Annotated in this window: 9 protein-coding genes; 7 read left to right on the top strand and 2 right to left on the bottom strand. The window is 71.3% G+C overall.

The window, feature by feature from the left end; genetic code table 11:
- The first annotated feature begins 593 nt into the window (after positions 1–593).
- From thrS to AB0L45_RS21330, 4 genes are all read left to right on the top strand, one after another.
- The gene (gene thrS / locus AB0L45_RS21315) at positions 594–2,573 is read left to right on the top strand and encodes a threonine--tRNA ligase (RefSeq protein WP_365842104.1); all 1,980 of its coding nucleotides are present in this window, start codon (positions 594–596) and stop codon (positions 2,571–2,573) included.
- Positions 2,574–2,647: 74 nt separating this feature from the next.
- Complete coding sequence (locus AB0L45_RS21320) at positions 2,648–3,205, top strand: HIT domain-containing protein (protein WP_365842106.1); 558 nt, start codon at positions 2,648–2,650, stop codon at positions 3,203–3,205.
- A gap of 111 nt (positions 3,206–3,316) precedes the next feature.
- Entirely contained in the window at positions 3,317–4,114 is a 798-nt protein-coding gene (locus AB0L45_RS21325; RefSeq protein WP_365842234.1) for a polysaccharide deacetylase family protein, read from the top strand.
- Positions 4,114–5,322 (top strand): hypothetical protein, encoded by a 1,209-nt coding sequence (locus AB0L45_RS21330; RefSeq protein WP_365842108.1) that lies wholly within the window; start codon positions 4,114–4,116, stop codon positions 5,320–5,322. Before AB0L45_RS21325 ends, AB0L45_RS21330 begins: the two co-directional genes overlap by 1 nt.
- An 80-nt stretch (positions 5,323–5,402) precedes the next feature.
- Here AB0L45_RS21330 and AB0L45_RS21335 read toward each other — a convergent pair whose 3' ends face one another.
- Complete coding sequence (locus tag AB0L45_RS21335; protein WP_365842109.1) at positions 5,403–7,073, bottom strand: hypothetical protein; 1,671 nt, start codon at positions 7,071–7,073, stop codon at positions 5,403–5,405.
- A gap of 134 nt (positions 7,074–7,207) precedes the next feature.
- Positions 7,208–9,406 (bottom strand): elongation factor G-like protein EF-G2, encoded by a 2,199-nt coding sequence (locus AB0L45_RS21340; protein WP_365842111.1) that lies wholly within the window; start codon positions 9,404–9,406, stop codon positions 7,208–7,210.
- Positions 9,407–9,683: 277 nt separating this feature from the next.
- Here AB0L45_RS21340 and pgsA point away from each other — a divergent pair, with 277 nt between their 5' ends.
- The 3 genes from pgsA to AB0L45_RS21355 are packed head-to-tail and all read left to right on the top strand — an operon-like array spanning position 9,684 to position 12,495.
- Entirely contained in the window at positions 9,684–10,340 is a 657-nt protein-coding gene (gene pgsA / locus AB0L45_RS21345) for a phosphatidylinositol phosphate synthase (protein WP_030024195.1), read from the top strand.
- 5 nt (positions 10,341–10,345) lie between these two features.
- Positions 10,346–11,338 carry a phosphatidylinositol mannoside acyltransferase gene (locus tag AB0L45_RS21350; protein ID WP_365842236.1) on the top strand — a complete coding sequence of 331 codons (993 nt, stop codon included), beginning with the start codon at positions 10,346–10,348 and terminating at the stop codon, positions 11,336–11,338.
- The gene (locus tag AB0L45_RS21355) at positions 11,335–12,495 is read left to right on the top strand and encodes a glycosyltransferase family 4 protein (RefSeq protein WP_365842113.1); all 1,161 of its coding nucleotides are present in this window, start codon (positions 11,335–11,337) and stop codon (positions 12,493–12,495) included. The genes AB0L45_RS21350 and AB0L45_RS21355 overlap by 4 nt, the downstream gene beginning before the upstream one ends.
- Positions 12,496–12,991: the final 496 nt, after the last annotated feature.

Genomic DNA, 12,991 nt, shown 5'->3' on the forward strand with positions numbered 1-12,991 from the left:
GCCCCCTACACGCCCCCTCCGGCCGGTTCGGCGAGGCCGGGACAGCTGGGGGGAGGGTGTCGATCACCCTGGTGTGCCTTGGCCACATGGTGAGGCTCACGTGGCGGTAGGGGCGAGGCCGCACTGCACGCGCCCTGAATCGCGGCCCGGATGCCTGCCCGCCCTCTCGCGCTGCGCGCGAGGAAGGGGGCCCCGCGCTGCGCGCGAGAAAGGTCCCCCCGCGCTGCGCGCGAGGGAGCTTGCGGAATTTTTGGCCACGATGGCGGGATACCCGCAAACGGCGCGGGCTCGGGGACATACAGGGGTCTCCCCGCAGGTCAGCCGGGAGCCTGGGTTCACTTCACGTCCCGGGCTGCGTACACGGTGCCGAGGAGTGACCCCTGTGTGGCCCCGAGCCCCCCCACCACCGGACCCATCGCGCACACGGCGCACCCCCACAAGGGCCCCGCACCCACGGCGCACACCCCGCAGCGGCCCAGAAGCAGCCCCCCGCCCCCCACCGCCATAACCGTTTCGCGAGGAGCGCCGGTCGCTCGGTACGATTCGCCTGCGCAGCAAAATCGCTGACGTGCCCGAGAAGTCAGGAGAGACCGGTGTCAGACGTCCGTGTGACCATCCAACGCGATTCCGAGCGGGAAGAACGCGTGGTGACCACGGGCACTACGGCCGCCGACCTCTTCCAGGGCGAGCGCTCCGTCGTCGCCGCCCGCGTCGCCGGGCAGCTCAAGGACCTGGCGTACGAGCTGGCCGAGGGCGACGAGGTCGAGCCCGTCGACATCACCAGCGAGGACGGCCTGAACATCCTGCGCCACTCCACCGCGCACGTGATGGCGCAGGCCGTGCAGGAGCTGTTCCCGGAGGCGAAGCTCGGCATCGGCCCGCCCATCAAGGACGGCTTCTACTACGACTTCGACGTCGAGACCCCGTTCACCCCCGAGGATCTCAAGCGCATCGAGAAGAAGATGCAGGAGATCCAGAAGCGCGGGCAGAAGTTCGCCCGGCGCGCGGTGAGCGACGACGACGCCCGCGCCGAGCTGGCCGGCGAGCCGTACAAGCTGGAGCTGATCGGCCTCAAGGGCTCCGCCGCGGAGGCCGCCGAGGGCGCGTCCGCCGAGGTCGGCGCCGGTGAGCTGACCATCTACGACAACCTCGACGCCAAGAGCGGCGACCTGTGCTGGAAGGACCTGTGCCGCGGCCCGCACCTGCCCAGCACCCGGGTCATCCCCGCCTTCAAGCTGATGCGCTCGGCCGCCGCGTACTGGCGCGGCAGCGAGAAGAACAAGCAGCTCCAGCGCATCTACGGCACCGCGTGGCCGACCAAGGACGAGCTGAAGGCGTACCTGGAGTTCCTCGCCGAGGCCGAGAAGCGCGACCACCGCAAGCTGGGCGCTGAGCTGGACCTGTTCTCCATCCCGGAGGACATCGGCTCGGGTCTGGCGGTCTTCCACCCCAAGGGCGGCATCATCCGCCGGGTCATGGAGGACTACTCGCGGCGGCGTCACGAGGAGGCGGACTACGAGTTCGTCTACACCCCGCACGCCACCAAGGGGAAGCTCTTCGAGAAGTCGGGCCACCTGGACTGGTACGCCGACGGCATGTACCCGCCCATGCAGCTCGACGAGGGCGTGGACTACTACCTCAAGCCCATGAACTGCCCGATGCACAACCTGGTCTTCGACGCGCGCGGCCGCTCGTACCGCGAACTGCCGCTGCGTCTGTTCGAGTTCGGGACCGTGTACCGGTACGAGAAGTCCGGTGTGGTGCACGGCCTGACCCGCGCCCGCGGCTTCACCCAGGACGACGCGCACATCTACTGCACCAAGGAGCAGATGGCGGACGAGCTGGACGCCACGCTCACCTTCGTCCTGGACCTGCTGCGCGACTACGGCCTGACCGACTTCTACCTGGAGCTGTCCACCAAGGACCCGGAGAAGTTCGTCGGCTCGGACGAGGTCTGGGAAGAGGCCACCGAGACGCTGCGCAAGGTCGCCGAGAAGCAGGGCCTGCCGCTGGTCCCGGACCCGGGCGGCGCCGCGTTCTACGGCCCGAAGATCTCGGTGCAGACCAAGGACGCCATCGGCCGTACCTGGCAGATGTCGACCGTCCAGCTGGACTTCAACCTGCCGGAGCGCTTCGACCTGGAGTACACCGCGCCGGACGGCTCCAAGCAGCGCCCGGTGATGATCCACCGCGCCCTCTTCGGCTCCATCGAGCGCTTCTTCGCGGTGCTGCTGGAGCACTACGCGGGCGCCTTCCCGGTGTGGCTGGCCCCCGTGCAGGCCACCGGTATCCCGATCGGTGACGACCACGTGCCGTACCTCCAGGAGTTCGCCGCCGAGGCGAAGAAGCGGGGGCTGCGGATCGATGTGGACGCCTCCTCGGACCGGATGCAGAAGAAGATCCGCAACGCGCAGCGCAGCAAGGTGCCGTACATGATCATCGCGGGTGACGAGGACGTGGCCAACGGCGCGGTCTCCTTCCGCTACCGCGACGGGTCGCAGAAGAACGGCATCCCGAAGGCGCAGGCCATCGAGGAGATGCTGGACGCGGTGGAGCGCCGCATCCAGGTGTGAGGCTCGGACGCTGAAGGAGGGGCGGTCCCGGTCCGGGGCCGCCCCTCGCCGCATTCCGGCGCGGGCCGGGGAATATGCTGGCCCGCATGACGAGTGAGCCGGAGCAGCAGATCGGAGTCGGGACACAGGACGCCTTCCAGCGACTGTGGACGCCCCACCGGATGGCGTACATCCAGGGGGAGAACAAACCGTCCGGACCGGGCGCCGAGGACGGCTGCCCCTTCTGCACGATTCCGGCCAAGTCGGACGAGGACGGGCTGGTGATCGCCCGTGGCGAGCATGTGTACGCGGTGCTCAACCTCTACCCGTACAACGGTGGCCACCTGATGTCGGTCCCGTACCGCCACGTGGCGGACTACACCGAGCTGGACCGGGCGGAGACCCTGGAGCTGGCCGAGTTCACCAAGCGGGCGATGACCACGCTGCGCGCCGCCTCCGGTGCGCACGGCTTCAACATCGGCCTGAACCAGGGGGCGGTGGCCGGCGCCGGTATCGCCGCCCACCTGCACCAGCACGTGGTGCCGCGGTGGGGCGGGGACACCAACTTCATGCCGGTGGTGGGCCAGACGAAGGTGCTTCCGCAGCTGCTGGCCGACACCCGGACGATGCTGGCGGACGCCTGGCCGCAGTAGCCCGGACGCCGCAGCGACGGCCGGGACACGCGCTGCGGTAAATCCGACAAAGCGACAAATGCGGACACGTTGCCCTCTAATGGTGGGGTGACTTCCCTGCATCGTCGCTCCATGCTGCGCGCCGCCTCGGCCGTGGCCGCCGGTGCGCTCGCGACGGGGTGCGCGACGGCCCGTACGGACACCGTCTCCGTACGGGCCTCCGGCTCCCCGCCGCCGGGCGGGACCGGCCCGCCCGGACCGGGGCACCCCTCGGGCCCGGCCGCCTCGGGCGCCGCCCGCGCCGCCCGCCCGCCGACCCGCGCGCCCGGCCTGCCCGTCCAGATCCAGCACGGCCTCCCGCGCGGCAACGCCGTCGCCCTCACCTTCCACGGCCAGGGCGACCCGAAGACGGCCGCCGCGCTGCTCGGCGAGGCCGAGCGGGCCGGTGCCCGGGTGACCGTACTGGCCGTCGGCAGCTGGCTCGACGAGCAGCCCCGGATGGCCCGCCGGATCCTCGACGGCGGCCACGAACTGGGCAATCACACCCAGCGCCACCTCGACATCTGCGCCCTCGCGGCGGACGAGGCGTACGCCGAGATCAGCGGGTGCGCCGACCGCCTGCGCAAGCTCACCGGCACGATCGGCAGCTGGTTCCGCCCCTCCCGTACGCAGTACGCCACCCCGCTGGTGACCCGGCTGGCCCGTAAGGCCGGCTATCCGCACGTCCTCTCCTACGACGTCGACTCCCTCGACGCGGACGACCCCGGCGCCCCCGCCGTCCAGCGCACCGTGCTGGACCGGGCCCGCGCGGGATCCATCGTGAGCCTGCACCTCGGGCACGCCGGCACGGTTGCCGCGCTGCCCCCGATCCTCGACGGCCTGCACCGGCGCGGACTGCGCGCGGTGACGACAACGGAGCTTGTGACCTGATGGCTGACCGGACCTTCCTCCACGATCGGAAACGTGCCCGTACCGGCCGGCGGGCCGCGCTGCTGGCCGTCGCCTGCGCTCTGGTGGCGGCGGGGTGCGGCGGCGGCAGCGGGGCGAAGGCCGGCGGCAGCAGCGCCGGGGCGTCGGCCCCGGCCTCGCCCGCGAAGGCCGCCACGTCGCTGCTGCCGGGCATGCCGCCGCCGCTGGACGAGCGCGACGTGTACGCGGCGGACCGCCCCGGCAAGCTCGCGCCGCAGGTCAAGGACTTCCCGTCCCGGGTGTACGTGCCCAACACCGGCTCCGACACGGTCAGCGTCATCGACCCGAAGACGTACAAGGTCATCGAGACCATCCCGGTGGGCGTGCAGCCGCAGCACGTCGTCCCGTCGTGGGACATGAAGACCCTGTGGGTGAACAACAACCGCGGCCACGACCTGACCCCGATCGACCCGGCGACCGGCAAGTCCGGCGGGGCGGTGGACGTGCACGACCCGTACAACCTGTACTTCACGCCGAACGGCAGGTACGCGGTCGTGATGGCGTCCATGGACAAGGAGCTGGTCTTCCGCGACCCGAAGACGATGGAGGTGCGCAAGACCGTCCCGGTGACCTGCGCGGGCGTCAACCACGCGGACTTCTCGGCGGACGGGAAGTACTTCATCGTCTCCTGCGAGTTCTCCGGCGAGCTGCTGAAGGTCGACACCGAGAAGATGAAGGTGATCGGACAGCGGAAACTGCCGTTCCGGGGCGCCATGCCGCAGGACGTGAAGATGTCGCCGGACGGAAAGACCTGGTACGTCGCGGACATGATGGCCGACGGCATGTGGGTGCTGGACGGCGACACGTTCGAGGAGCCGAAGCTGATGCCGACGGGCAAGGGCACCCACGGCCTCTACGTCAGCCGCGACTCCCGGAAGATGTACATCTCCAACCGGGGCGAGGGCTCGGTGTCCCTGCTCGACTTCAAGAGCGGCAAGCTCGTCGACAAGTGGCACATTCCCGGCGGCGGCAGCCCGGACATGGGCGGGGTGTCCGCCGACGGCAAGGTGCTGTGGCTGTCCGGCCGCTACAACTCCGAGGTCTACGCGATGGACACCAGGACCGGGAAGACCCTCGCCAAGATCCCGGTGGGCGAGGGGCCGCACGGGCTGGCGGTGTACCCGCAGCCGGGAAGGTACTCACTGGGGCACACAGGGATCTTCCGGTAGCCGGTTCGCGGCTGGCGGGCTGGCGGGCTGGCGGGCGGACCGACCGGCGGGCGCGGCCAGGGCCGGCCCGCGGCCGGCGGCTACGCGTTGTACTCGTCCGCCCGCTTCGGCTCCGCCGCCTGCACCTGGCCGCTGAGCACCAGCGAACGGCTGTCGAAGCGCGCGATGTCCACACCGTTCTCCTTGAGCACGCTCAGCGCGGCGGAGTGCACCACGCGCAGTACCGGGGTCGCCGCGCGCAACGCGTCGTCGGCCATGAAGCGGTGCCGCCACGGCTTGTCGGCCCAGGCGTGCCGCAGGCCGAACGGCTCCGGCAGGGTCAGCTTGCCGCCGAGGAACTCCAGGATGCCGGGGAACCACGTCAGCGGGGCGCGCGCGGCGAGCCGTACCACCTCGCTCGCGTCGACCAGCGGCAGGCTCACCGACTTGGTCTCCCAGAACTTGACCGTCTTGGAGACGCTCTTGCTCTTCGGCGCGGGCTTGGAGGTGAACAGCGGGTTCACCGGGCCGAGGGCGTGGCCGGTGACCTCCACGCGCAGCGTCTCGTGCAGCACGGTCACGGTGATCAGCAGGGTTATCACCAGCTGCCCGTCCCACAGCACGAACTGGACGCCGAGGTAGTGCCGGCTGCCGGCGCCGAACTGCTGCTCGTTGCAGATCCGCTCTATTTCGTGCTGGCGCACCTGGAACGCCTCGACCTCGGTGCCCTCGGGGCGGGAGACGGACCCGGCCTTCTCGCCGACCGGCACCACGATCCAGTGGCGTACGGAGGGGGCGTCCTTGAAGCCGCCGGTGTGCAGCGGGCTGCGCTCCAGCAGGCGCAGCCGGTCGTGGATGACGCGGATCACGTCGTAGCTGCGGAACGGGTTGATCTCGCCGCCCTCCTCGGCGGGCCGCAGCTCCTCGGCCATCTGCCAGCTGCCCCAGCGGGTGCCCATGCCGAGTATGCCGTTGGGGCCGGCGTAGAAGGCGACGTTGCTCTGCTGTTCGGCGGTGAGCTTGGCCAGGCTCTGGCGCATCTGTTCGGCGGCGGTCTCGTTCGGGTCCTTGGGCACCGCCTCGGGGATCTTGGCGCCCACGCCGCCGCCTTCGAGCAGGCCCTTCCAGGCGTCCCGCAGGTCCTTGGCGGTGGCCTCACTGATCCGCTTGGCCCACCACCAGCCGATCACCGGCACCACCACCATGGCGCGCAGATACACCGACCAGAAGCCGGTGAACGGCAGCTTGACCAGGAAGAGCACCGCGATGGCGCCGACCGCGAGCATCAGCGCGACCCCGAGCGCCGAGGTGCCGGTCCCCTGCGCCCGCGCGAGCAGCTTCTTGAGCTGGAAGGCGCCCAGCCACAGCAGTACGCCCGGCAGGAAGAGCAGCCCGAAGCAGAGCATCAGGACGGTCAGCTTCACATCGCGGATCTTGCGGATGCGGCTGGCGGCCAGGCAGTGCTCGACGACCGTCTGCGGCTCGATGCCGAACGACTGGATGAGCGCGCCGCGGGCGCCACCGAGCATCCGCAGTTGCAGCGCGCGGGAGAACGCCTCGCCCAGATTCGGCTCGAACAAGGAGAGTTTGGGCGGTTTGATCCCCGACTTCGTGGTCGCGGAGTCGGCCATGGCGATGTCGGAGAGCGGATTGTCCCGGTACGCAGCCGAGGCCAACGCCTGGGTGGCCGCGGTCTGTCCGGCACCGCCGGACAGCGGGACCTGCGCCCCGGGACTGAAGTCGAAGCCGTCTGCTGCCACTGCCGCCCCCATCGCCCGCACGCATCCGCTGCTGCGGCCTTCTTCCCAACTACCGTCCGTCGCACACCTTCTGAGCTGCGATCACAGCGTACCGCCGCCGTCCACCCCGAAGATGCCGAGGTGGACGGCCGGCGACGGCCGGCGGATCAGGAGCCGTTCTCCTCCTGTTCGCGGAGTTTCGCGGCGAGCTGCGGTGGCATCGGCTCGTGCCGCGTGTAGGAGCGGTGGAAGCGCCCGGTGCCGTGCGAGAGGGAGCGCAGGTCCACGGCGTACCGGCTGATCTCGATCTCCGGCACCTCCGCCCGCACCAGGGTGCGGCCGTGCCCGGCCTGCTCGGTACCCACCACCCGCCCGCGCCGCCCGGACAGGTCGCTCATCACCGCGCCCACGAAATCGTCCGGAACCAGTACGGTCACCTCGGCCACCGGCTCCAGCAGATGGATACGGGCGTCGCCCGCGGCCTCGCGCAGCGCCAGGGCGCCCGCCGTCTGGAACGCGGCGTCGGAGGAGTCCACCGAGTGGGCCTTGCCGTCCAGCAGCGTGACCCGGACGTCGACCAGCGGATACCCGGCCGCGACGCCACGCGCCGCCTGCGCCCGTACGCCCTTCTCGACGGACGGGATGAACTGCCGGGGCACCGCGCCGCCCACGACCTTGTCCACGAACTCGATGCCGCTGCCACCGGGCAGCGGCTCCACCTCGATCTCGCAGATCGCGTACTGGCCGTGCCCGCCGGACTGCTTCACGTGCCGTCCGCGGCCCGCCGCCTTCCCGCCGAACGTCTCCCGCAGCGAGACCTTGTACGGCACGGTGTCCACCTGCACGCCGTACCGCGACCGCAGCCGCTCCAGCGCCACGTCGACATGTGCCTCACCCAGGCACCACAGCACCACCTGGTGGGTGCCCTGGTTGTGCTCCAGGCGCATCGTCGGATCCTCGGCGACCAGGCGGGACAGGCCCTGGGACAGCTTGTCCTCGTCCGCCTTGCTGTGCGCCTGGATGGCGACCGGCAGCAGCGGATCCGGCATGGACCACGGCTCCATCAGGAGCGGCGCGTCCTTGTCGGAGAGGGTGTCACCGGTCTCGGCGCGGGTCAGCTTCGCCACACAGGCCAGATCGCCGGCGATCGCCTTGGTCAGTGAGCGCTGCGCCTTGCCGAACGGGGCGGACAGCGCGCCGATCCGCTCGTCCACGTCGTGGTCCTCGTGGCCGCGGTCCTCCAGGCCGTGCCCGGACACATGCACCGTCTCGTCGGGACGCAGGGTGCCGGAGAAGACCCGGACCAGCGAGAGCCGGCCGACATACGGGTCGGAGGAGGTCTTGACCACCTCCGCGACCAGCGGGCCCGCCGGGTCGCAGGTCAGCGCGGGCCGCGGCTTGCCGTCGGGGGTGGTGACCGCGGGGGCCTCGCGCTCGGCGGGGGTGGGGAAGCCACGGGCGATCAGGTCCAGCAGCTCGACCGTGCCCAGCCCCTGCCTGGCCCCCTCGGCGGCCGGAGCCGCGGCCAGCACGGGGTGGAAGGTGCCGCGGGCGACCGCCGTCTCCAGGTCACCGATGAGCGTTTTCACGTCGATGTCCTCGCCGGCGAGGTAGCGGTCCATCAGGGACTCGTCCTCGCTCTCGGCGATGATGCCCTCGATGAGCCGGTTACGGGCTTCCTCGATCAGCGGCAGCTCGTCGGGCTCCGGCGCGCGCTCGACGCGTTCGCCGGAGGAATAGTCGAAGACCCGCTGGGTGAGCAGGCCGATCAGGCCGTGCACGGGCGCGTGGCCGTCGGCGCCGGCCCGGCCGTACAGCGGCAGGTACAGGGGGAGTACGGCGTCGGGGTCGTCGCCGGCCAGGGCGGTGCCGCACAGCCGCGTCATCTGGTCGAAGTCGGAGCGCGCGGCCTCCAGGTGGGTGATGACCAGGGCGCGCGGCATCCGGACGGCGGCGCACTCGTCCCAGACCATGCGCGTCGCGCCGTCCACACCGTCCGCGGCCGAAACGACGAAGAGGGCCGCGTCCGCTGCCCGCAGACCGGCCCTCAGCTCTCCGACGAAGTCGGCGTACCCGGGTGTGTCCAACACATTGATCTTGATCCCGCCCCAGTCGACGGGGACCAGGGACAGCTGCACCGAACGCTGCTGCCGGTGTTCGATCTCGTCGTAGTCCGACAGACAGCCGCCGTCCTCGACCCGGCCGGCCCGGTTGACCGCCCCGGTCGCCAGCGCGAGCGCCTCCACCAGCGTCGTCTTCCCCGCACCACTGTGGCCGACCAGCACCACATTCCTCAGGGACGTGGGCTGGTCGGCCGATGTCGCCCTGCCGGCGGCTCCCGGATGTGTCCTCGTCTTCTCGCCCATGTGTCTCGCCTCCCGGTCGACACTTTGCGGTGGTTCGAGCTTTCCACCCTGGTCATGGTGCGTCCATACATCGCACAAGGGACGATCAGGGATCTTGCGGTACGCGCCGGTGCGCGGGCCCCGCGCCGGCGCGCCGGCTGCGGCGCCGACGTCTTGGCCGGTCACGGGTCGTGTCCCGGGCCGTGGTGCGTTCGCGGTACGCGGGTGCCGCCTGGCTACGATGGGCCAGCCGGTGGCCCCATTGACCGCGCGGCCCGTATCGACCTCCGGGAAGGCCATGCTGAACACGTACGCGCGTGCATTCTTCACGCGTGTCCTCACGCCATTCGCCGCCCTGCTCATCCGCCTCGGGGTCAGCCCGGACGCGGTCACCCTCGTCGGCACGGGGGGTGTGGTGGCGGGCGCCCTGGTCTTCTTCCCGCTCGGCGAGTTCTTCTGGGGCACGATCGTCATCACGCTGTTCGTCTTCTCGGACCTGGTGGACGGCAACATGGCCCGGCAGCTGGGCCGGTCCAGCCGCTGGGGGGCCTTCCTCGACTCCACCCTCGACCGGGTCGCCGACTCCGCGATCTTCGGCGGGCTGGCGCTCTGGTACGCGGGGGCCGGCGACAGCCTGTGGCTCTGCGCGGTGGCGATCTTCTGCCTGGCCAGCGGGCAGGTGGTCTCGTACACCAAGGCCAGGGGCGAGAGCATCGGGCTGCCGGTGAACGTCAACGGACTGGTCGAACGGGCCGAGCGGCTCGTCATCACCCTGGTCGCCGCCGGCCTCGCCGGGCTGCACGCCTTCGGGGTGCCGGGCGTGCAGTACCTGCTGCCGGTCGCCCTGTGGGTGGTGGCCGTCGGCAGCGCGGTCACCCTCGCCCAGCGCGTGGTGACCGTACGCCGGGAGTCCGCCGAAGCCGATGCCGTCGCACAAGGGGGGAACAGCGCGTGAAGCGCATGACGCGTACGGTCGCCGACCGTACCCGCACGATCATCGACCGCGAACAGCTGACCGACGGGGCGTACGCCTTCGGCTGGAGCGCGGTCAAGAGACTGCCCGAGCCGGCCGCGAAAGTGCTCGGCCGGCGGATCGCCGACGCGGTCTGGAAGCGGCGCGGCAAGGGCGTGCTGCGGCTGGAGGCGAACCTCGCGCGGGTGGTGCCGGACGCCACGCCGCAGCGGCTCGCCCAGCTGTCCCGGGCCGGGATGCGCTCCTACGTGCGCTACTGGATGGAGTCCTTCCGGCTGCCCGCCTGGAGCAAGGAGCGGATAAGGGGCGGCTTCGCGCCGGCGGACGTGCACCACTTGGTGGACGGCCTGAAGAGCGGCCGCGGCGTGATCCTCGCGCTGCCGCACATGGGCAACTACGACCTCGCGGGCGCCTGGGTCACCACCAAGCTGGGCGTGCCCTTCACCACCGTCGCCGAACGCCTCAAGCCCGAGTCGCTCTACGACCGGTTCGTCGCCTACCGCGAGGGGCTGGGCATGGAGGTGCTGCCGCACACCGGGGGCGCCGCGTTCGGCATCCTCGCCCGGCGGCTGCGGGCCGGCGGCCTGGTCTGCCTGGTCGCCGACCGGGACCTGTCCGCCTCCGGCATCGAGGTGAAATTCTTCGGCGAGGCCGCGAAGATGCCGGCCGGGCCCGCGATGCTCGCGGTGCAGACCGGGGCGATGCTGTTGCCGGTCACGTTGTGGTACGACGAGAGCTCCGTCATGCGGGGGCGGGTCCATCCGGAGATCGAGGTGCCGCAGACCGGTACGCGTGCCGAGAAGGCTGCCGCGATGACGCAGGGGATGGCCGATGCGTTCGCCTCCGGCATCGCTGATCATCCGGAGGACTGGCACATGTTGCAGCGGTTGTGGCTCGGGGATCTGGAGACGGGGGCGTCGGGGGCCGGGGCGGTCCGTGATGGCGCGTCTGCCGGCGCAGGGGAGACGGAGCGGTCTTGAGAATCGGGATTGTCTGTCCGTATGCGTGGGACGTCCCCGGTGGCGTCCAGTTCCATGTGCGGGACCTGGCCGAGCACCTGATCCGGCTCGGGCACGAGGTGTCCGTACTCGCCCCGGCGGACGACGGGACACCACTGCCGCCGTACGTCGTCTCCGCCGGACGTGCCGTGCCCGTGCCGTACAACGGTTCGGTTGCCCGGCTCAACTTCGGCTTCCTGTCCGCCGCCCGCGTCCGCCGCTGGCTGCACGACGGCGCCTTCGACGTCATCCACATCCACGAACCCGGCACCCCGTCGGTCGGACTGCTCGCCTGCTGGGCGGCGCAGGGCCCGATCGTGGCGACCTTCCACACCTCCAACCCGCGCTCCCGCGTCATGATCGCGGCGTACCCGATCCTGCAGCCCGCGCTGGAGAAGATCAGCGCGCGGATCGCGGTGAGCGAGTACGCCCGGCGCACCCTGGTCGAACACCTCGGCGGGGACGCGGTGGTCATCCCCAACGGCGTCGACGTGGACTTCTTCGCCGGGGCCGCGCCGCGGGAGGAGTGGCAGGGCCGCACGATCGGCTTCATCGGCCGGATCGACGAGCCCCGCAAGGGCCTGCCCGTCCTGATGCGGGCGCTCCCGGAGATCCTCGCCGCGGTCCCCGACGCGCGGCTGCTGGTCGCGGGCCGCGGTGACGAGGAGGAAGCGGTGGCGGGGCTGCCCGCCGAGCTCCGCTCGCGGGTGGAGTTCCTGGGCATGGTCAGCGACGAGGACAAGGCGCGGCTGCTGCGCAGCGTGGACCTGTACGTCGCGCCCAACACCGGTGGCGAGTCGTTCGGGATCATCCTCGTCGAGGCGATGTCCGCGGGGGCGCCGGTGCTCGCCAGCGACCTGGACGCGTTCGCGCAGGTGCTGGGGCAGGGCGAGGCGGGAGAGCTGTTCGCCAACGAGGACGCGGGGGCGCTCGCCGCCGCGGCCGTCCGGCTTCTCGGCGATCCGGAGCGGCTGGCCGAGCTGCGGGAACGGGGGAGCCGGCACGTGCGGCAGTTCGACTGGTCGACGGTCGGGGCGGACATTCTTGCCGTGTACGAGACGGTTACTGCGGGGGCGGCGATGGTGGCTACGGATGAGCGGGTGGGGTTGCGGGGGAGGTGGGGGGTGGCTCGGTCCTGACGGGCCGCTGTCGCGGCGGGTGGCTGTGGACCTGGTCTCGCGCTGCGCGCGAGGTTTGCGCTGTCGCGCGGCTCGCATTGGTTTCGTTTGGGGCGGGGGCGCGCAGGGGGCCATCTCCTCGGCACCGTGTACGTCACCCGGGGCGTGAGGTGAACCCGGGCTCCCGGCTGACCTGCGGGGATGGCCCCCTACACGCCCCCTCAGGCCGGTTTGGCGAGGCCGGGACAGCTGGGGGGAGGGGGTCGATCACCCTGGTGTGCCCTGACCACATGGTGAGGCTCACGCCGGGGCGGGGACGTGGCCCCACTGCACGTGAGCCCTCAATCGCGGCCTGGATGCCGGCCCGCCTCCTCGCGCTTCGCGCGAGGGTTTGCGCTGTCGCGCGGCTCGCATGGGTTGGTTTGGGGGCGGGGGCGCGCAGGGGGCCAACTCCTCGGCACCGTGTACGTCGCCCGGGGCGTGAGGTGAACCCGGGCTCCCGGCTGACCTGCGGGGA

The organism is Streptomyces sp. NPDC052496, assembly GCF_040679095.1.
Taxonomy (GTDB): domain Bacteria; phylum Actinomycetota; class Actinomycetes; order Streptomycetales; family Streptomycetaceae; genus Streptomyces.

Coding starts and splice junctions, on each gene's coding strand:
- AB0L45_RS21325 (WP_365842234.1), top strand. CDS start 3,317: ATGCTGCGCGCCGCCTCGGCCGTGGCCGCCGGTGCGCTCGCGACGGGG.
- AB0L45_RS21350 (WP_365842236.1), top strand. CDS start 10,346: ATGACGCGTACGGTCGCCGACCGTACCCGCACGATCATCGACCGCGAA.
- AB0L45_RS21335 (WP_365842109.1), bottom strand. CDS start 7,073: ATGGGGGCGGCAGTGGCAGCAGACGGCTTCGACTTCAGTCCCGGGGCG.
- AB0L45_RS21340 (WP_365842111.1), bottom strand. CDS start 9,406: ATGGGCGAGAAGACGAGGACACATCCGGGAGCCGCCGGCAGGGCGACA.
- AB0L45_RS21330 (WP_365842108.1), top strand. CDS start 4,114: ATGGCTGACCGGACCTTCCTCCACGATCGGAAACGTGCCCGTACCGGC.
- AB0L45_RS21320 (WP_365842106.1), top strand. CDS start 2,648: ATGCTGGCCCGCATGACGAGTGAGCCGGAGCAGCAGATCGGAGTCGGG.
- pgsA (WP_030024195.1), top strand. CDS start 9,684: ATGCTGAACACGTACGCGCGTGCATTCTTCACGCGTGTCCTCACGCCA.